Below are 19,004 nucleotides of genomic sequence, written 5' to 3'. Positions count from 1 at the left end.
CGGGTTAAAAATCGGCGATACTGTAGGGCAGCGCTCCGCGCGAGAGATGGTCGAAATGCAGCTTGCGTTTCAGCGGCGGCACGGCGCGTTGCACGCAATCCACCCTCTCGCAGACCCGACAGGAAATGCCGATCGGTTTGAAGGAGGCCGCATTGCCGAGATCGAGCGTATCGGCATAAACGAAATTCTGCGCATGGGAAATTTCGCAGCCGAGCGCGATGGCATAACGCGATCTTTCCGTATTGAAGCCGGCGCCGGCCTTTTCGATCTGCGTGGCGATGGAAAGATAGCGAACGCCGTCAGGTGTTTCCGCCAGCTGCCGTACGATCCTGTCAGAGCTTTCGAAGGCCTGGTGGATATTCCACAGCGGACAGGCCGCGCCGAAACGGGCAAATTGCAGCCGCGTGGCGCTGTGGCGTTTGGTGATGTTGCCGGCGCGGTCGATCTTGGCGAAAAAGATCGGCACGCCTTTCATGCCCGGCCGTTGCAAGGTGCTCAGCCGGTGGGCCACCTGCTCAAGGCTCGCGCCGAAACGAACGGCGAGAAGTTCGAGATCGTGGCGTAGCTCCTGCGCCGCCCGGTGAAATTGCCCATAGGGCAGAATGAGCGCTGCGGCGAAATAATTGTGAAGCCCGATGCGACAGATTTCCGCGGCTTCCGAATTGCGGAAACCGGCGCCGGCAAGCACCCTGTCCACCGTTGGACCGGCGTGAAGCTGGGCGATCTGCAATGCAAGCTGAAAACAGCGGGTCGGCGCGGCCATGTAGGAGCTGAGGGCAAGCGTCTTGCCGGCAGGATCGAAGTGCCGGATCAGACCGCCTGCCGCCTCGGTTCGGGTGATATGGATGCCGTAACGACTCTTCAGATGCGCCGCCAGAATGCCATAGGTCTCGCCGCCTTCAATCTCCAGTTCTTCCGCCAGCTCCTCGGCCAGAAGATCGATCTCGGCAACGTAATTGTCGACGAAGTGGAAGAAGTCGCGCACCTCCTCATAGGGGGTTCTTTCCACCTGCGCGGTGCCGCGGCCCAGCCGGTCATCCAGCTGCACCAGCTGCTCGCTGTTCTGGCGATAGGCCTGATGGGCGCGTAGCAGCGCATGGGCAAAACCCGGCGCGTTCTGGGCAATCAGCTTCAACTCTTGAAGCCCCGGCTCGTAATTCAGGAACAGCGGGTCTTTCAGCGCCTCGCGCACGGCGGAAACCAGCCGGTCGCTTTCACCGGTCGCTAGTTCCGCCATATCAAGCTGGAATTTTTCCACCAGCGTCACCAGAACGCTGGCCGAAACCGGGCGCTGGTTGTTTTCGATCTGGTTCAGGTAACTCGCGGAAATGCCGATCCGTTCGGCAAATTGCGCCTGCGTGGCGCGGGCGTTTTCGCGAAGGCCGCGAACCTTGCGGCCGATGAAGAGTTTTTCCGTCGCCATGTTGCAACTTTGCAAAATTAAACATTGCAAATATTTATGGCACGCATACGCGCACGATCAAGGCTTCTTGGCGAATGTTTTCTGGGCTATTGATCGTGGCACAACGCATGGAGGAAACATGCCCGGCATTCTGGAGCAATTGGAAACGCGGCGCGCTGAGGCGCGGCTCGGCGGCGGCGTCAAGCGCATCGAGGCGCAGCATGGCAAAGGCAAGCTGACGGCGCGCGAGCGTATCGACGTGCTCCTGGATGAAGGTTCCTTCGAAGAGTATGACATGTACGTCACCCACCGCGCGGTGGATTTCGGCATGGCGGAGCAGAAGGTGGCGGGTGACGGTGTCGTCACCGGCTGGGGCACCATCAATGGCCGGCAGGTCTATGTGTTTTCGCAGGATTTCACCGTGCTTGGCGGTTCGCTCTCGGAAACCCATGCCCAGAAGATTTGCAAAATCATGGATATGGCGGTGCGCAACGGCGCGCCGGTGATCGGCCTCAACGACAGCGGCGGCGCGCGCATTCAGGAGGGCGTGGCCTCGCTCGGCGGTTATGCCGATGTGTTCAAGCGCAATGTCGTCGCCTCCGGCGTCGTGCCGCAAATCTCTGTCATCATGGGGCCTTGTGCGGGCGGAGCGGTTTATTCGCCGGCCATGACCGATTTTATCTTCATGGTGCGCGATACCTCCTACATGTTCGTGACCGGGCCGGATGTGGTCAAAACCGTGACCAACGAGATCGTTACGGCTGAGGAACTGGGCGGAGCCTCCACCCACACGAAAAAATCCTCCGTCGCCGACGGCGCTTATGAAAACGACATCGAAACGCTGGAACATGTGCGGCTGCTTTTCGATTTCCTGCCGCTCAACAATCGCGAAAAGCCGCCGGTGCGGCCGTTCCACGACGATCCGGCGCGGCTGGAAGCACGTCTTGATACGCTGATCCCTGATAGTTCCAACAAGCCCTATGACATGAAGGAACTGATCCACGCGCTGGCCGATGAGGGCGATTTCTTCGAGTTGCAGGAGGCCTTTGCCCGCAACATCATCACCGGCTTCATCCGTCTCGAAGGCCAGACGGTGGGCGTTGTCGCCAACCAGCCGATGGTGCTGGCCGGCTGCCTCGATATCGACAGTTCGCGCAAGGCGGCGCGTTTCGTGCGCTTCTGCGATGCCTTCAATATTCCGCTGCTGACGCTGGTGGATGTGCCGGGCTTCCTGCCGGGAACGGCGCAGGAATATGGCGGCGTCATCAAGCACGGCGCAAAACTTCTCTTCGCCTATTCGGAGGCGACGGTGCCGATGGTGACGCTGATCACCCGCAAGGCCTATGGCGGCGCTTATGACGTGATGGCCTCCAAACATATTGGTGCGGACGTGAATTACGCCTGGCCGACGGCGGAAATCGCCGTGATGGGCGCGAAGGGTGCGGCGGAAATTCTCTATCGTTCCGAGCTTGCCGATCCGGAAAAGATCGCCGCGCGCACGAAGGAATACGAAGAGCGTTTCGCCAACCCCTTTGTGGCGGCGGAGCGCGGTTTCATCGATGAGGTCATCATGCCGCATTCCTCACGCCGCCGCATCGCCCGCGCGTTTGCGTCGCTGCGTAACAAGAACGTGGAAACCCGCTGGAAGAAACACGACACCATTCCGCTCTGATCTGCTGCAGGGCTGGAAAAATGCTTCGGCCACCTTACTATATGTTTGTTCAGGCGCCCGGATGTCCGGATGTCCTCCCGAAACGCACAAGGACACATTTTCATGGCCGAAAATTCCTCCGCAGATAATTTCCCCGCCGGATATGAGGTGCCCAAGGTCTGGACTTGGGACAAGGGTAATGGCGGCCAGTTCGCCAATATCAACCGGCCTATCGCCGGCCCGACCCATGAAAAGGAACTGCCCGTCGGCAAGCACCCGCTGCAGCTTTATTCGCTGGCGACGCCGAATGGCCAGAAGGTCACCATCATGTTGGAAGAATTGCTGGCCGCCGGCCACAAGGGCGCCGATTATGATGCCTGGCTGATCAAGATCGGTGAAGGCGACCAGTTCGGTTCCGGTTTCGTCGGCGTCAATCCGAATTCCAAAATCCCGGCGCTGATGGATCACTCGACGCCTGAGCCGACGCGCGTTTTCGAAAGCGGCTCGATCCTCGTTTACCTCGCGGAAAAATTCGGCGCCTTCCTGCCGAAAGAGGGCAATGCCCGCACGCAGGCGCTGAACTGGCTGTTCTGGCAGATGGGCTCCGCCCCCTTCCTCGGCGGCGGTTTCGGCCATTTTTATGCCTATGCGCCGGTGAAGATCAAATACGCCATCGACCGCTACGCCATGGAAGTCAAACGCCAGCTCGACGTGCTGGACCGGCATCTGGCCGAGAACCGTTATCTCGCCGGTTCGGAATATACGATCGCCGACATGGCCGTCTGGCCGTGGTATGGCAAGATCGCGCTCGGTCAGGCCTATGGCGATGCCGGTGCGTTCCTTGAGGCGGACGGTTACAAAAACGTCATGCGCTGGACGCTCGAAATCGGCGAACGCCCGGCGGTCAAGCGTGGCGTGATCGTCAACAAGACCTCGGGCGATCCGTCCGAACAACTGCATGAACGCCACGATGCCTCCGACTTCGAGACGAAGACGCAGGACAAGGTCGGCAAGGCGTAAGGAAAGATTAGAGCGCCAAAAGCGCTCTAACTATTTGAATTGGCGCATTTCCGGACGTAAAAGCAAGGCAGCTTTTACTGGAAATGTTCTGGAAGGACAAAAGATGGCGAACCTGCCCGAAATGACCAAACACAAGGGATTTCCCTCCGGCATGCCGAGCACGGGCGTCCAGTTCACCATCCGCCGCGCCAACCCCAAAGGTGTAACGCCTATCAAGATGATACCCCGCCGGGCGCGCAACGACACCAAGGAGCATCGCATCGATGCCGCCTTCCTGCACTCGCTCTGGCACCATTTCGGTGCCGAGCCCTTCGAGCGCGGCAATCTCGACGCCGCCCGCCTCAACCTGCTCTTCGGCCGCGAGGTGGTGCCGGCGGAGAAGAATTTCGATCCGCTTTCCTATCAGGCGATGCTGGTGATTGACGAGCGCGTCGCGCGGCAGAACTTCCCGGAATCCTTCGAGAATTTCTTCGAAATTTGAGGGCAGGCGGCGACATTTTTCCTGAGGGGGGAGGAGCATGATTGTCGACATACTTCATATGGACCTGCAATGGCTGCGACGCTGGCTGGAACAACGTCGTGGTGGCAACGTAGCGAGGGCATCCGGCGGTCGTGCTCCGAAACCAAAGATGACGCCGGAAGCCGCCCGGCTCGATCACCGGCAGATGTTGCGTTTCATGGCGCTCAATGCGGCAGTTGGCGTGCTGATCGGCGTCTGCGTCGGTGCAGCGCTGATCTTTCTCGACATTGGCGGTTTGGGCGCGCGCATCGGCCGTGCGGCAAATCCGGTCGTGCCCGTGCTGCTGGTCGTCATGCCCATTGCATCCCTGTTCGGCGCGGCCGCCACCGCCTCGGCGATCCTGATGATGCCCTATGAAAAGAAATTCCGCGACGACGATGACGATGCGAGGGGAGAATAACCGCATGATCAAGAAAATCCTCATCGCCAATCGCGGCGAGATCGCCTGCCGGGTCATCAGGACAGCGAAGAAGATGGGCATCGCCACTGTCGCGGTCTATTCGGATGCGGATGCCAATGCGCTGCATGTGAGACAAGCGGATGAAGCCGTTCATATCGGCCCGGCCCCCTCGTCGCAGTCCTATATCGTCATCGACAGGATTCTCGAGGCAATCGCGAAGACCGGGGCGGATGCTGTTCATCCCGGCTACGGTTTCCTTTCGGAAAATGCTGCCTTTGCCGAGGCGCTGGAAAAGGCGGGTGTCGTCTTCATCGGTCCGCCTGTTGGCGCCATCAAGGCCATGGGCGACAAGATCACCTCCAAGAAACTGGCCGCGGAAGCGGGTGTTTCCACCGTTCCCGGCCATATGGGGCTGATCGAGGATGCGGATGAGGCGGTGAGGATCGCCTCGCAGATCGGTTATCCCGTCATGATCAAGGCGTCGGCCGGTGGCGGCGGCAAGGGCATGCGCATCGCTTTCAACGATGCCGAGGCGCGCGAGGGTTTCCAGTCTTCGAAAAACGAGGCGAAATCCTCCTTTGGCGATGACCGCATTTTCATCGAGAAATTCGTCACCCAGCCGCGCCACATTGAAATTCAGGTGCTGGGCGACAAGCACGGCAACACACTTTATCTGGGTGAACGCGAATGCTCGATCCAGCGCCGTAACCAGAAAGTCATCGAGGAAGCGCCGTCGCCCTTTCTGGACGAAGCGACCCGCAAAGCCATGGGCGAGCAGGCCGTGGCGCTGGCGAGAGCCGTCGGTTACCATTCGGCCGGCACGGTGGAGTTCATCGTCGATGGCGAGAGGAATTTCTACTTTCTGGAAATGAACACCCGCCTGCAGGTGGAGCATCCGGTGACGGAACTCATCACCGGCATCGATCTGGTCGAACAGATGATCCGTGTGGCATCAGGAGAAAAGCTCTCCTTCGGGCAGGCGGATGTGAGGTTGAACGGCTGGGCCATCGAAAGCCGGCTTTATGCCGAAGATCCCTACCGCAACTTCCTGCCCTCCATCGGCCGGCTGACACGATATCGCCCGCCGCAGGAGGGTGCGCAGGAGAACGGCACCGTCATCCGCAACGATACCGGTGTCTTCGAAGGTGGCGAAATTTCGATGTATTACGATCCGATGATCGCCAAGCTGTGCGCTCTAGGCAAGGATCGCGAAACCGCCATCGACGCCATGGGGCAGGCGCTGGACCGTTTCGAGGTGGAGGGCATCGGCCATAATCTGCCTTTCCTGTCGGCCGTCATGCAGCATGAGCGTTTCCGCGCCGGCCGCCTGACGACGGGCTTTATCGCTGAAGAATTTCCGGAAGGATTTTCCGGCGTGGAACCGGATGAGGCCACGGCGCGCCAGCTCTCCGCCATCGCCGCCATCATCCATCAGCGGCTGCAGAGCCGTGCGGTCGAAATTTCCGGCACCATCGGCAATCATCGCCGCATCGTCGGCCAGGACTGGGTGGTGTCATCAGGCGCATCCCGCCACAGGGTTGCGGTTGAAATCGGCACGGATGGCACGGCGATCCGTTTTGAAGACGGGGCGGCGCTCACCGTCGATACCGGCTGGCTTCCCGGCCAGAGCCTTGGCCTGTTCACGGTAGCGGGTGAGGTTATCGCCGCCAAGGTCGATCTTGCAGGTGCTGCTATCCGCCTGCGCTGGCGCGGCATGGATATTCGTGCCCATGTGCGTAGCCCGCGTGTGGCGGAACTGGCGCTGCTGATGCCGGAAAAGCTGCCGCCGGATACATCTAAACTGCTGCTTTGCCCCATGCCGGGCGTCATCACCGGCATTTCGGTGGGTGAGGGCGATGAGGTGGAGGCCGGGCAGGCGCTGGCGACGGTGGAGGCCATGAAGATGGAAAACATCCTTCGCGCGGAAAAACGCGGCCGCGTTGCCAGAGTGGCGGCAAAACCGGGCGACAGCCTCGCGGTGGATGAAGTCATCCTCGAATTCGAGTGATGCCGCTGCCGTTTTTTCGGGAACGCATGCGGGCCGGAGCTGTTTACGGGGTCGGCCCGGCGGGCGGATCGTTCGATTTTTGTCACGATCACCGGCCACAGTGCTAAAATGAAATGCAGAAGGGGAGAGATGCATGTCGGGTGAAAAAACGGTGCGGGATTGGCTGCAGCTTGCCGAGAAAGAGCTGAAGCGTTCACCGGAAACGCTCGTCTGGCACACACCCGAAGGCATTGAGGTGAAGCCGCTCTATACCGCTGACGATCTTCAGAAGATTTCCCATCTGGACAGCCTGCCGGGCTTTGCGCCTTTCACGCGCGGCCCGCGCGCCACCATGTATGCCGGGCGGCCCTGGACCATCCGCCAATATGCCGGTTTTTCCACGGCCGAAGCCTCGAACGCCTTTTACCGCAAGGCGCTCGCCGCCGGTCAGCAGGGTGTTTCCGTTGCCTTCGATCTTGCCACCCACCGCGGTTATGACAGCGATCATCCGCGTGTGGAGGGCGATGTCGGCAAGGCGGGCGTGGCGATCGACAGCGTCGAGGACATGAAAATCCTGTTCGATGGCATTCCGCTCGAAAAAGTCTCGGTGTCGATGACCATGAATGGCGCGGTCATTCCGGTGCTCGCCAGTTTCATCGTTGCGGGGGAAGAACAGGGTGTGCCCCGCGCCGCCCTTTCCGGCACCATTCAGAACGATATCCTCAAGGAGTTCATGGTCCGCAACACCTATATCTATCCGCCGGAACCTTCGATGCGGATCATTGCCGACATCATCGAATATACGGCGAAGGAGATGCCGAAATTCAATTCCATCTCCATTTCCGGCTATCACATGCAGGAAGCGGGCGCGACGCTTACGCAGGAGCTGGCCTTCACGCTGGCGGATGGCCGCGAATATGTGCGGGCGGCGCTGGCCAAGGGGCTGAACGTCGATGATTTCGCCGGGCGCCTGTCGTTCTTTTTCGCTATCGGCATGAATTTTTTCATGGAGGCTGCCAAGTTACGCGCAGCGCGCCTGCTCTGGTCGCGCATCATGGAGGAGTTCAAGCCGCAGAAGGCGTCGTCGCTGATGCTGCGCACCCATTGCCAGACGTCGGGCGTCTCGCTGCAGGAGCAGGATCCCTATAACAACATCGTCCGCACCGCCTTTGAGGCCATGTCCGCCGTGCTGGGTGGCACGCAGTCGCTGCACACCAATTCCTTCGATGAGGCGATTGCCCTGCCGACGGAGTTTTCCGCCCGCATCGCCCGCAATACCCAGCTCATCCTTCAGCACGAAACCGGCGTCACAAAAGTCGTCGATCCGCTGGCCGGCTCCTATTATGTCGAAAGCCTGACGGATGAACTGGCAGAGAAGGCCTGGGCGCTGATCGAGGAGGTCGAGGCGCTTGGCGGCATGACCAAGGCGGTGGCGGAAGGTCTGCCGAAACGGCTGATCGAAGAGGCGGCAACGCGACGGCAGGCGGCGGTGGACAAGGGCGAGGAGGTTATCGTCGGTGTCAACCGTTACCGTCTAGAAAATGAAGAGGATATCGATGTTCTCGATATCGACAACGCCGCCGTGCGCGCCGCGCAAATCCGCCGCATCGAAGAAACGCGCCGCCGCCGCGATGGCAAGGACGTGACCGCCGCTTTGGCAGCACTTTCCGAGATCGCCCGCAGCGGCAAGGGCAATATTCTCGAGGCCGCGGTTGTCGCCGCCCGCGCCCGCGCGACGGTGGGAGAGATTTCCGATGCGCTGCGTGCGGCCTTCGGCGACCATGCCGCCGTGCCGGAGGTGGTGAGCGATATTTACGGCGAGGCCTATAAGGACGAGCCGGAACTTGCCACGCTCGCCGCCCGGCTTTCCGGTGTGGCTGAGAGGATCGGCACCAAGCCGCGCATCATGGTCGCCAAGCTCGGGCAGGATGGGCATGATCGCGGCGCGAAGGTCATTGCCTCTGCCTTCGGCGATATCGGTTTCGATGTGCTGGCCGGACCCCTGTTCCAGACTCCCGTTGAGGCGGCTGATCTCGCCGTTCAGAGCAGGGTGCATGTGGTCGGCATGTCGTCGCTCGCCGCCGGTCACAAGACGCTGGCGCCGCAGCTGGTCGAGGCGCTGAAACAGAAGGGCGCGGAAGATATCATCGTCGTCGTCGGCGGCGTCATTCCGCGGCAGGATTATCAGTTCCTGCTCGACCACGGTGTCTCGGCGATTTTCGGCCCCGGCACCAATGTCATGGATGCTGCGAACAAGGTGCTCGACCTGCTAGAAGGCATCAGGCGCAACGCGTGAGGGAAAGACGGCCATGTTCGGAAGATTGAATCACGTCGCCATCGCGGTGCCCGATCTTAATGCCGCAATCGCCCGCTACAGGCTGTTGGGCGCAGATGTCTCGGAACCGCAATCGCTACCCGAACACGGCGTGACGGTGGTTTTCATTCAGGCTGACAATACCAAGATCGAGCTTCTTTATCCGCTTGGCGAAAATTCGCCGATTGCCGCTTTTCTCGAGAGAAATCCGGGCGGCGGCACGCATCATCTCTGCTTTGAAGTGCCTGACATTGTCGCGGCGCGCGACGATCTCGTCAAAAAGGGCGTTCGAATTCTGGGTGATGGCGAGCCGAAGATCGGCGCGCATGGCAATCCCGTTCTTTTCCTGCATCCGAAGGATATGGGTGGCGTGCTCTATGAGCTTGAGCAGGTTTCCCAAACATACGGCTGAAACACAGACCCCGTAAGAGGCTGGCATACGGTGAACGGCGCGCAGCTGCCGTTCGCCTTTGCCGGAAGGTGTTTCGTTTGTTTTCTTTTGACATTCGTTTTATTTTCGTTTTTATGGCAATTGTCTTTCAACGATGGGGGTGCGATCCCCCGACGCTGTCGTGGAGGCTCTATGTCCGGCGAGAATATTTTCGATCTTTTTGTCATCGGTGGCGGCATCAACGGCTGCGGCATTGCCCGCGATGCGGTGGGCAGGGGCTATTCCGTCGCGCTTGCGGAAAAGGGCGATTTCGCTTCCGGCACGTCTTCCGCCGCCACCAAGCTTATTCATGGTGGCCTGCGTTATCTCGAGCATTACGAGTTTCGTCTGGTGCGCGAAGCGCTGATGGAGCGGGAAATCCTCTGGGCCATGGCGCCGCATGTCATCTGGCCCATGCGTTTCGTCCTGCCCATCCAGAAAGGCGGCGTGCGCCCGGCCTGGATGGTCCGGCTCGGCCTGTTCCTTTATGACAATCTCGGCGGCCGCAAGCTTTTGCCGGCGACCCGCACGCTCGACCTTCGCAGGGACCCGGCGGGCAAGCCGCTGAAGCCGGCTTTCGCCACGGCTTTCGAATATTCCGACGGCTGGGTGGATGATGCCCGTTTCGTGGTCCTCAACGCGCGCGATGCGGCCAATCGCGGCGCGACGATCATGAACCGCACGCGGGTCGTTTCCGCACGGCGCGAAGGCGAGCTGTGGCTCATCGAGACGCTGGACGAAAAAACCGGACGCGCGGCCACGTACAAGGCGCGTATGCTGGTGAATGCCGCCGGCCCATGGGTGGACAAGGTGCTTTCCGGCGTCTTCGGCCGCAACGACGTGCACAATGTCCGGCTCGTTCAGGGCAGCCATATCATCGTGCGCAGGAAGTTTTCCGATCCGCGCGCCTATTTCTTTCAGAACCCGGATAACCGCATCATCTTCGCCATTCCCTATGAACGGGATTTTACGCTGATCGGCACCACGGACCGCGATTACAAGGGCGATCCGGCCAGCGTTCGCATCTCCGAAGACGAGATTTCCTACCTCTGCAACGCGGCCAGCGACTATTTCAGTGAGCCGGTCCGGCCGGAGGATATCGTCTGGAGCTATTCCGGCGTGCGGCCCCTCTTCGATGACGGTGCATCGAAAGCGCAGGAGGCGACGCGCGATTATGTGCTGAAGGTTGAAGAGACAGAGGGTGAGGCTCCACTCCTCAATATTTTCGGCGGCAAGCTCACTACCTATCGGCGGCTGGCGGAACATGCGCTGGAAAAGATCGGTGCGGCGATTGGTGAAAAGGGCAAGCCGTGGACGGCGGGCTCCCACCTGCCGGGCGGCGATTTCGATGCTCAGAGATATGAGGCGCAGGTGCGGGCGCTCGTCTCCCGTTATCCCTTCCTTGACGGACGCCATGCCGAGCGACTTGTCAGAAACTACGGCACCAAGGCGGCGGAACTGTTGGGCAGCGCCACCGATATCTCCGGCCTCGGCCGGCATTTCGGCGGCACGCTCTATGAATGCGAGGTGCGCTGGCTGGTTGAGCACGAATGGGCCTGCGCGGCCGAGGACATTCTCTGGCGGCGCACGAAACAGGGCCTGCGCCTCAGCAAGGATGAGGCCGCTGATCTCGATGACTTCGTTGCTGTGCTGATTGGTGGCGGGCAAGAGGCCGAGGCCGTGGCGGAGCGGGCCTGAAAATCCGCCGGTTGCCCCGTCAGCTCCCGGAATTCCTCACCGGCTTCTCCGGGCCGTCGGCGCTCAGGATATAATCGTCGGCGGCTGAAAGGGCGTGTTCCATGTGCCCTTCGAACACCAGTTCCGGCTCGTTGGGCGCTAAAGCGATTTTCGGCATGCCGCCGAAACGCACCGCCTGCGATTGCGCCAGACCGTCGCGCAGGCCGCTTTCCAGAAGATCGAAATAGCGGGTGCCGGGGCCGGTGATGAAGACCGGCATATGGCCATGCAGGCTGAAGAGACGTGAAAGGCCGTTGCCGAGCGCAAGTCCGGCGGTTCGGAAGGCGAACCGCGCCATGCGCGCGCCGGTGCGGGCTGAAGCGGCGATCTTGTCCACCTCGGCGATCGGCACGAATTTCGCCGGTTCCGCCTGCGGCGGGGCTTCGAAAGCAGAACGCAGTATGGCGTAAAACCCGGAATAGGCCTCGATGCAGCCTTTGGTGCCGCAACGGCACAGCGCGCCATCGGCCAGATGCAGCATGTGGCCGAAATTGGGAGCGCTGACATCGATTGCGTCGCCCGTCGAGCGGGCGATGCCAAGACCGATGCTGTGGCCGAGCGACAGGGTGACGAGGGCTTCCGGCGCTGAGTTTTCCCGTGCCTGCTCCCGCATCCAGATGGCTTTTGCGGCCAGCAGCGTCTCGTTGTTCAGCGTCACGCGAATGCGCCCATCCCCGGAAACGAGCCGGTGGAAATCAATCCTTTCGTCACCTAGAACCGGCGACCAGACAAGCGTTGCCGTGGCCGCATCCACCAGCCCCTTGCTGCTGATCGACACCTGGAGGATATCGTGACGGTCGATGCGCGAGCGATCGGCAAGTCTTGCGAGGCCAGCGAGGATCGCGCCGCCGAATGTGCCTTTTTCAGCTGTAATCCTCTGTTCGGTGAAGCGGTCCACCAGCTTGCCGGCATAATCGACCAGCGAATATTGCACGCTGTCGGAAGAGATGATGACGATGGCGACATGGCAGAAAGCGCCGCGCGGGCCGAAGAGAATGCGTGGCCGGCCGCGGCCGGCAGTCGCGAGCTGCTCTTTCCGCAGAATGAGACCGGCCCGCTCAAGCTCGGTGGTGATGGCGGAGACGGTTGCGGAGGCAAGCCCGGTGAAGGACGACATGTCGGTATGGGAAAGGCTGCCGTGCAGGCGCAGCGCCGCCATCACCGACAGGCTGTTTTTCTGGCGCACCAGTTCCGTACTTGCAATGGCGGACATGGGCTGGGGCATGCTCCCTGAACGGCCTTTTTCCTGTCGTGCTGATCCACTCTGATGGCGCATGCCAGAGCGAAGATCAAGGCACCCGGATGCTGCCCGCAGCCGTTGTTGACAGCATGGGGAATCTCTGACATTAATTTTCTCGACTGTCGAGAAAATTGTGAAACCACAGAGACCGGCAGCTTTTTCCGGGCGTTTTTCCTGCATGGAGGTGCGGGGCTTCGCCCTTACCGGGAGGACATCATGAATTCTTTTGCCAAGCTTTTGGCGGGTACAGCCGTACTCGTTTCCCTGCATACCGCGGCTATTGCGGCCGATCTCGTCGTCGGCGTTTCCTGGTCGAATTTCCAGGAAGAACGCTGGAAAACGGATGAGGCGGCCATCAAGGCGGCGCTCGACAAGGCCGGCGCGAAATACATCTCCGCCGATGCGCAATCATCCGCCGCGAAGCAGCTGACCGACGTGGAATCGCTGATCTCGCAGGGCGCCAATGCGCTGATCATTCTGGCGCAGGACAGCGACGCGATCGGTCCGGCCGTTGAAAAGGCCGTTGCCGAGGGCATTCCGGTCGTGGGTTACGACCGCCTGATCGAAAACCAGAACGCCTTCTACATCACCTTCGACAACAAGGAAGTCGGCCGTCTGCAGGCTGCCGAAGTCTTCAAGGTGAAGCCGGAAGGCAATTACGTCTTCATCAAGGGCTCCTCTTCCGACCCGAATGCGGACTTCCTGTTCGCCGGTCAGCAGGAAGTGCTGAAGGCGGCCATTGACGGCGGCAAGATCAAGAATGTCGGCGAAGCCTATACCGATGGCTGGAAGCCGGAAAATGCCCAGAAGAACATGGAACAGTTCCTGACCAAGAATAACAACAAGGTCGATGCGGTCGTCGCCTCGAATGACGGCACGGCCGGCGGTGCAATCGCCGCTCTCGCCGCGCAGGGCATGGCAGGTTCGGTTCCCGTTTCCGGTCAGGATGCCGATTTCGCCGCGCTGAACCGCGTCGCGCTCGGCACGCAGACGGTGTCGGTCTGGAAGGACAGCCGTGAACTCGGCAAGGAAGCGGCCGGCATCGCGCTGGAACTGGCCGGCGGCAAGAAGATGACCGAGATCAAGGGTGTCTCCACCTTTGAAGGCGGTCCGAAAAAAGTGAAGATGCAGTCGGTCTTCCTCAAGCCTATCGCCATCACGAAGGACAATCTGAACGTCGTCATCGACGCTGGCTGGATCAAGAAGGAAACGGCCTGCCAGGGCGTGAAGGCTAAAACGGTCAAAGCCTGCGATTGATCGAATAGGTCCCGGTTCGGGCGCTGCGCCATGGTTCATGGCGCGGCGCCTTTAGAGCATTTCTAGGAAAAGTAGGCCCCGGTTTTCCGTCCGGAAATGCGCCAAAAAAAGCGAAAACGCTCTAAGATGTGAGGAGCACCGGCAGTTCATGGCCGATATGACCCAGTCCAATACTACAGCGTCGCAAAAGACGGAAAAAACAGGCTCGATAACGCGCTTCATCAACGCCACCGAGCTGGATACCAGACTGCTCGGCATGGTCGGTGCGCTTCTTCTGATCTGGATCGGATTTCATATCCTGTCCGGCGGGCTGTTCCTGACGCCGCGAAACCTCTGGAACCTCTCCGTGCAGACCGCGTCCGTGGCCGTCATGGCGACCGGCATGGTGCTCGTCATCGTCACCCGCAATATCGACCTGTCGGTCGGCTCGATCCTCGGTTTTTCCGGCATGATCATGGGTGTCATGCAGGCGGAAATCCTGCCGCAGATCCTCGGCTTTGAACATTGGGCCACGTGGATCGTCACGCTTATGGTCGGCATTCTCGTCGGCGGCGCCATCGGCATGTTGCAGGGCTCCATCATCGCCTTCCTCAACGTCCCGTCCTTCATCGTCACGCTGGGCGGCCTGCTCGTTTGGCGCGGCGGTACCTGGTTCATCACCAGCGGCCGCACCGTGGCGCCGATGGATTCCACCTTCCGCCTGATGGGCGGCGGCACCAGCGGTTCGATCGGCGCGACATGGAGCTGGATCGCCGCTGTCATCGCCTGCGTCGCCATCATTGCGGCCATCCTGAACTCCCGCCATCAGCGCCGCCGTTTCGGCTTTCCGTTGCGGCCCGTCTGGGCGGAATATTTTCTGGCCGCGCTGGGCTGCCTTGTCGTCATCGGTTTCGTGGCGGTGGTCAACAGCTATCCATGGCCGGTCAACATCGCCCGCAACTATGCCGATGCCAATGGCATCGCCTGGCCTGAAGGCGGTCTGTTCATTTCGCATGGCATCGCCATTCCGGTGCTGATGGCGCTCGCCGTCGGTGCGGTCATGACTTTCATCGCCACACGGCTGCGTTTCGGCCGTTATGTCTTCGCTATCGGCGGCAATCCGGAAGCGGCCGAACTCGCCGGCATCAAGACCCGCTGGGTGACGGTGAAGATCTTCACGCTGATGGGCGTTCTGTGCGCCATCGCCGCCGCCATCTCCACCGCCCGCCTCAATGCAGCCACCAATGCCCAGGGCGAGTTGGACGAGCTTTACACCATCGCGGCGGCCGTCATCGGCGGCACTTCGCTTGCCGGCGGTGTCGGAACCATAGCGGGCGCGATGCTCGGCGCGCTCGTCATGCAGTCGCTGCAATCCGGCATGGTGCTGGTGGGCATCGATACGCCCTTCCAGCGCATCGTCGTCGGTGTGGTCCTGGTCGTCGCCGTCTGGCTCGACACCATCTACCGCGCCCGCGCCAAGTAAGAACCGAGGAGAACTCCTATGACGGACCAAGTCACGCCCCTCGTGGAAATGCGCAATATTTCCATTTCCTTCGGCGGTATCCATGCGGTGGAAAACGCCTCTGTCGATCTTTTCCCCGGTGAGGTGGTCGCCCTTCTCGGCCACAATGGCGCGGGCAAATCGACGCTGATCAAAATCCTCTCCGGCGCCTATCGGCGCGATGGCGGGGATATTCTCATCAATGGCGAGGATGCCGATATCCGCAATCCGCGCGACGCCAAGAAATACGGCATCGAAACCATCTACCAGACACTGGCCGTGGCCGATAACGTCGATGCGGCCGCCAATCTTTATCTCGGCCGCGAGCTGAAGACGAAATGGGGCACGCTTGACGATGTCGCCATGGAAGCCTCGGCCCGCGAGGTCATGGGGCGTCTCAACCCCAATTTCCGGCGGTTCAAGGAGCCGGTGAAGGCGTTGTCCGGCGGCCAGCGGCAATCCGTCGCCATTGCCCGCGCCATTCTGTTCGATGCCCGCATCCTCATCATGGACGAGCCAACGGCCGCACTCGGGCCGCAGGAAACGGCGCAGGTGGGCGATCTCGTCAAGGAGCTGAAACGGCAGGGCATCGGCATCTTCCTCATCAGCCACGATATTCACGATGTCTTCGATCTGGCCGACAGGGTTTTCGTGATGAAGAACGGCAAGGTGGTGGGCCATGCCCGCACGCAGGATGTCACCAAGGACGAGGTGCTTGGCATGATTATTCTGGGCAAGGTGCCGCCCGGTGCGGTGCCGGGGCCGGGTGCGGTCGCGCTCTGAGTTCAGTGAAATAAAGATATAAAGATTTCTTTATGTCTATTGACATCGTGGTGCCCGTGGTGAGAAATGCGGGTGTCATGGTTCTCCGGGCTCGTTTGTTCGATCCCGGAGCTAAGAGGGAATCCGGTGCGCCGACGATCGGCAAGACCGGAGCTGCCCCCGCAACTGTAAGCGGCGAGCCTTTGTCCAACACGTCACTGGGGTAAACCCCGGGAAGACGGACAAAGGCGACGACCCGTAAGCCAGGAGACCTGCCAGGACAAAATAACGTCCACGGGCGGGGTGTCCCGGTGGTTGCTGCAATGGTCCGGCACAGGCCGGGCCCGCACGCGTCCGCTTTACCCATGCCCCCACAACCAAATGGGGTATGAAAATGCCAGACAAGTCCATTCCAGTCGCATCGCTCGGTTTTCCGAGGATCGGACGCCATCGTGAACTGAAGTTCGCGCTTGAAGGCTTCTGGTCCGGCAAGATTTCCGAGACGGAACTGCTCGAAACCGCAGCTAGGCTGCGCGCCGAAAACTGGGCGCTTCAGCTTGAGAAGGGGATTGCCCATATCCCTTCCAACGATTTTTCCCTTTACGATCATGTCCTAGATACAGCCGTGATGGTGGGCGCCATTCCATCCCTCTATGGATCGGCGGGCGGAGATGTTTCCCTCTCCACCTATTTCGCCATGGCGCGCGGCAGCCAGAGCGAAGGGCATGCAGGCTGCGGCCATGGGCATGAAGGACATTCGCATCATGGTCAGGGCGTTCCGGCGCTGGAAATGACCAAATGGTTCGACACCAACTATCACTACATGGTACCGGAGGTTTCAGAGGATCAGCATTTCGTGCTCACCTCGCAAAAGCCGGTCGACCACTTCCTTGAGGCGAAGGCGCTCGGCGTCCATACGCGTCCGGTCATTCTCGGCCCGGTCACGTTCCTGAAACTCGCCAAGGCGCGCGAGGCAGCCTTCAAGCCGCTCGATCTGCTGGCGAGGCTGCTGCCCGTCTATGAAGAGCTGCTGCGTCGCCTGCGCGTGGCCGGTGCGGACTGGGTCCAGATCGACGAGCCGGTCGCCGTGCTTGATCTTTCCGAGGGGGAGCGTCACGCGCTGGCCGTGGCCTATCAGGCTTTGTCGAAGGCCGCGCCGGATCTGAAAGTCCTGCTCGCCACCTATTTCGGTGTGCTTGAGGACAATCTCGAAGCCGTCGCGTCGCTTCCGGTCGCGGGCCTTCATATCGATCTGGTGCGAGCACCCGATGCGCTGGAGGCGGCGTTAAAAGCGTTGCCGGAAAATCGCGTCCTGTCGCTGGGTGTCATAGACGGCCGCAACATCTGGCGCGCTGATCTCGCTGCAATCATTACCCGATTGGAACCCGCCATCGCGGCACGCGGTGCGGCGGCGTTTCAGATCGCGCCCTCCTGCTCGCTGCTGCATGTCCCGGTCGATCTCGAACTGGAAACCGGCCTCGATGCCGATCTCAAAAGCTGGCTTTCCTTCGCCACCCAGAAGCTCGGCGAACTTGCCACGCTCGGCAAGGCTCTCGGTGAGGGCAAGGTTGCTGTCGCGACGGAACTGGCGGCTGCCTCCAAGGCCGTTGCCGCGCGCGCATCCTCACCGAAGGTAACGGACGCCGCCGTGCAGAAGCGTATTGCGACGATTGGCGAGGCCGACAGGAAGCGGGCGAGCCGGTTTGCCGAGCGGCAGAAAGTGCAGTCGCAGGCCATCGCGCTGCCGCTTTTCCCGACGACGACCATCGGCTCCTTCCCGCAGACGCCGGAGGTGCGCAAGGCCAGATCGGCACATTCCAAGGGCGCGCTGACTGATGCGCAATATGAAAAATTCCTGGAGAAGGAAACCGAAGCGACCATTCGTTGGCAGGAGGAAATCGGTCTCGACGTTCTTGTGCATGGCGAGTTCGAGCGCAATGACATGGTGCAATATTTTGGCGAACAGCTTTCCGGCTTCGCTTTCACCCAGCATGCCTGGGTGCAGAGTTACGGTTCGCGTTATGTGCGCCCGCCCATCATTTTCGGCGATGTGTCGCGTCCGAAAGCGATGACGGTTCGCTGGTGGGAATATTCGCAGTCGCTCACCGACAAACCCGTCAAGGGCATGCTGACCGGGCCGGTGACGATCCTCAACTGGTCCTTCGTGCGCGACGATATCGCCAGAAGCCTTACATGCCGCCAGATCGCGCTTGCCATCCGCGATGAGGTCAATGATCTCGAAGCAGCCGGCGCGCAGATGATCCAGATCGATGAGGCGGCTCTTCGTGAAGGACTGCCGCTTCGGCACCGGGACTGGCAGGATTATCTCGGCTGGGCGGTGGAATGCTTCCGCATTTGCTCCAGCGGCGTGCGCGACCGCACTCAGGTTCACACGCATATGTGCTATTCCGAATTCAACCAGATTATCGATGCCATTGCTGCCATGGACGCCGATGTGATCTCCATCGAGACCTCGCGTTCGAAGATGGAATTGCTGGATGCGTTTCGGACCTACAAATACCCGAACCAGATCGGTCCCGGCGTTTATGACATCCACTCGCCGCGCGTGCCGGCGGTTGGAGAAATGGTCGATCTTCTGGCGCTGGCGCGAGAGCAGCTTGACGACCGGCAGCTCTGGATCAATCCGGATTGCGGCTTGAAGACCCGTAAATGGGAAGAAGTGAGGCCCGCTCTGGTCAACATGGTCGCCGCCGCTGCCGAGCTTCGACGCGCGGTGCTTTGATATGAATGGAGGCCCGGCGAGAACCGGGCCTCCATCATGGCTTACGCCTGAAAAATTTGGG

The 19,004-nt window shown here is 60.7% G+C and carries 14 protein-coding genes and 1 riboswitch; of the genes, 12 read left to right on the top strand and 2 right to left on the bottom strand.

Annotation, left to right across the window (positions count from 1 at the left end; genetic code table 11):
* Positions 1-4 precede the first annotated feature (4 nt).
* Positions 5-1,423, bottom strand: a complete 1,419-nt coding sequence (locus PIB16_RS20700) for a helix-turn-helix domain-containing protein (protein WP_271046293.1) — start codon at positions 1,421-1,423, stop codon at positions 5-7.
* A gap of 118 nt (positions 1,424-1,541) precedes the next feature.
* On the opposite strand from PIB16_RS20700, the gene PIB16_RS20695 reads away from it, so the two are divergent.
* The 8 genes from PIB16_RS20695 to PIB16_RS20660 all read left to right on the top strand — a co-directional run bounded on the left by PIB16_RS20695 (position 1,542) and on the right by PIB16_RS20660 (position 11,422).
* Positions 1,542-3,074 (top strand): acyl-CoA carboxylase subunit beta, encoded by a 1,533-nt coding sequence (locus PIB16_RS20695; protein ID WP_142844774.1) that lies wholly within the window; start codon positions 1,542-1,544, stop codon positions 3,072-3,074.
* Between the two features lie 102 nt (positions 3,075-3,176).
* On the top strand, positions 3,177-4,073 hold the full coding sequence (yghU, locus tag PIB16_RS20690; RefSeq protein ID WP_220317455.1) for a glutathione-dependent disulfide-bond oxidoreductase: 897 nt from the start codon (positions 3,177-3,179) through the stop codon (positions 4,071-4,073).
* A 103-nt stretch (positions 4,074-4,176) separates the two neighbouring features.
* Positions 4,177-4,554, top strand: a complete 378-nt coding sequence (locus PIB16_RS20685) for a hypothetical protein (protein ID WP_003520841.1) — start codon at positions 4,177-4,179, stop codon at positions 4,552-4,554.
* A gap of 37 nt (positions 4,555-4,591) precedes the next feature.
* Complete coding sequence (locus PIB16_RS20680) at positions 4,592-4,993, top strand: hypothetical protein (RefSeq protein WP_220317454.1); 402 nt, start codon at positions 4,592-4,594, stop codon at positions 4,991-4,993.
* Positions 4,994-4,997: 4 nt separating this feature from the next.
* Positions 4,998-7,001 carry an acetyl-CoA carboxylase biotin carboxylase subunit gene (locus tag PIB16_RS20675; RefSeq protein WP_271046292.1) on the top strand — a complete coding sequence of 668 codons (2,004 nt, stop codon included), beginning with the start codon at positions 4,998-5,000 and terminating at the stop codon, positions 6,999-7,001.
* A 133-nt stretch (positions 7,002-7,134) separates the two neighbouring features.
* Positions 7,135-9,276 (top strand): methylmalonyl-CoA mutase, encoded by a 2,142-nt coding sequence (gene scpA / locus PIB16_RS20670; protein WP_271046291.1) that lies wholly within the window; start codon positions 7,135-7,137, stop codon positions 9,274-9,276.
* Positions 9,277-9,289: 13 nt separating this feature from the next.
* Positions 9,290-9,706 (top strand): methylmalonyl-CoA epimerase, encoded by a 417-nt coding sequence (gene mce, locus PIB16_RS20665; protein ID WP_020813427.1) that lies wholly within the window; start codon positions 9,290-9,292, stop codon positions 9,704-9,706.
* Positions 9,707-9,877: 171 nt separating this feature from the next.
* Positions 9,878-11,422 (top strand): glycerol-3-phosphate dehydrogenase, encoded by a 1,545-nt coding sequence (locus PIB16_RS20660; RefSeq protein WP_271046290.1) that lies wholly within the window; start codon positions 9,878-9,880, stop codon positions 11,420-11,422.
* Between the two features lie 19 nt (positions 11,423-11,441).
* Here PIB16_RS20660 and PIB16_RS20655 read toward each other — a convergent pair whose 3' ends face one another.
* The gene (locus PIB16_RS20655; RefSeq protein ID WP_271046289.1) at positions 11,442-12,674 is read right to left on the bottom strand and encodes an ROK family transcriptional regulator; all 1,233 of its coding nucleotides are present in this window, start codon (positions 12,672-12,674) and stop codon (positions 11,442-11,444) included.
* Between the two features lie 243 nt (positions 12,675-12,917).
* Between PIB16_RS20655 and xylF the strand changes: the two genes are divergently transcribed.
* The 4 genes from xylF (at position 12,918) to metE (ending at position 18,943) form a co-directional block, all read left to right on the top strand.
* Positions 12,918-13,958: a D-xylose ABC transporter substrate-binding protein gene (gene xylF, locus PIB16_RS20650; protein ID WP_065657077.1), complete on the top strand. Its 1,041-nt coding sequence runs from the start codon at positions 12,918-12,920 to the stop codon at positions 13,956-13,958.
* A gap of 148 nt (positions 13,959-14,106) precedes the next feature.
* Positions 14,107-15,420 (top strand): sugar ABC transporter permease, encoded by a 1,314-nt coding sequence (locus PIB16_RS20645; RefSeq protein WP_078053353.1) that lies wholly within the window; start codon positions 14,107-14,109, stop codon positions 15,418-15,420.
* Between the two features lie 18 nt (positions 15,421-15,438).
* Positions 15,439-16,221 (top strand): ATP-binding cassette domain-containing protein, encoded by a 783-nt coding sequence (locus PIB16_RS20640; RefSeq protein ID WP_078053354.1) that lies wholly within the window; start codon positions 15,439-15,441, stop codon positions 16,219-16,221.
* Between the two features lie 61 nt (positions 16,222-16,282).
* A riboswitch (cobalamin riboswitch) is annotated at positions 16,283-16,494 on the top strand.
* A gap of 100 nt (positions 16,495-16,594) precedes the next feature.
* Positions 16,595-18,943 (top strand): 5-methyltetrahydropteroyltriglutamate--homocysteine S-methyltransferase, encoded by a 2,349-nt coding sequence (gene metE / locus PIB16_RS20635; protein ID WP_271046288.1) that lies wholly within the window; start codon positions 16,595-16,597, stop codon positions 18,941-18,943.
* Positions 18,944-19,004: the final 61 nt, after the last annotated feature.

The organism is Agrobacterium sp. ST15.13.015 (assembly GCF_027871645.1).
In the GTDB taxonomy this organism is placed as follows: domain Bacteria; phylum Pseudomonadota; class Alphaproteobacteria; order Rhizobiales; family Rhizobiaceae; genus Agrobacterium; species Agrobacterium leguminum.
The sequence above is the reverse complement of the archived record's forward strand: the minus strand, read 5'-3'. Positions and strand labels throughout refer to the sequence as shown.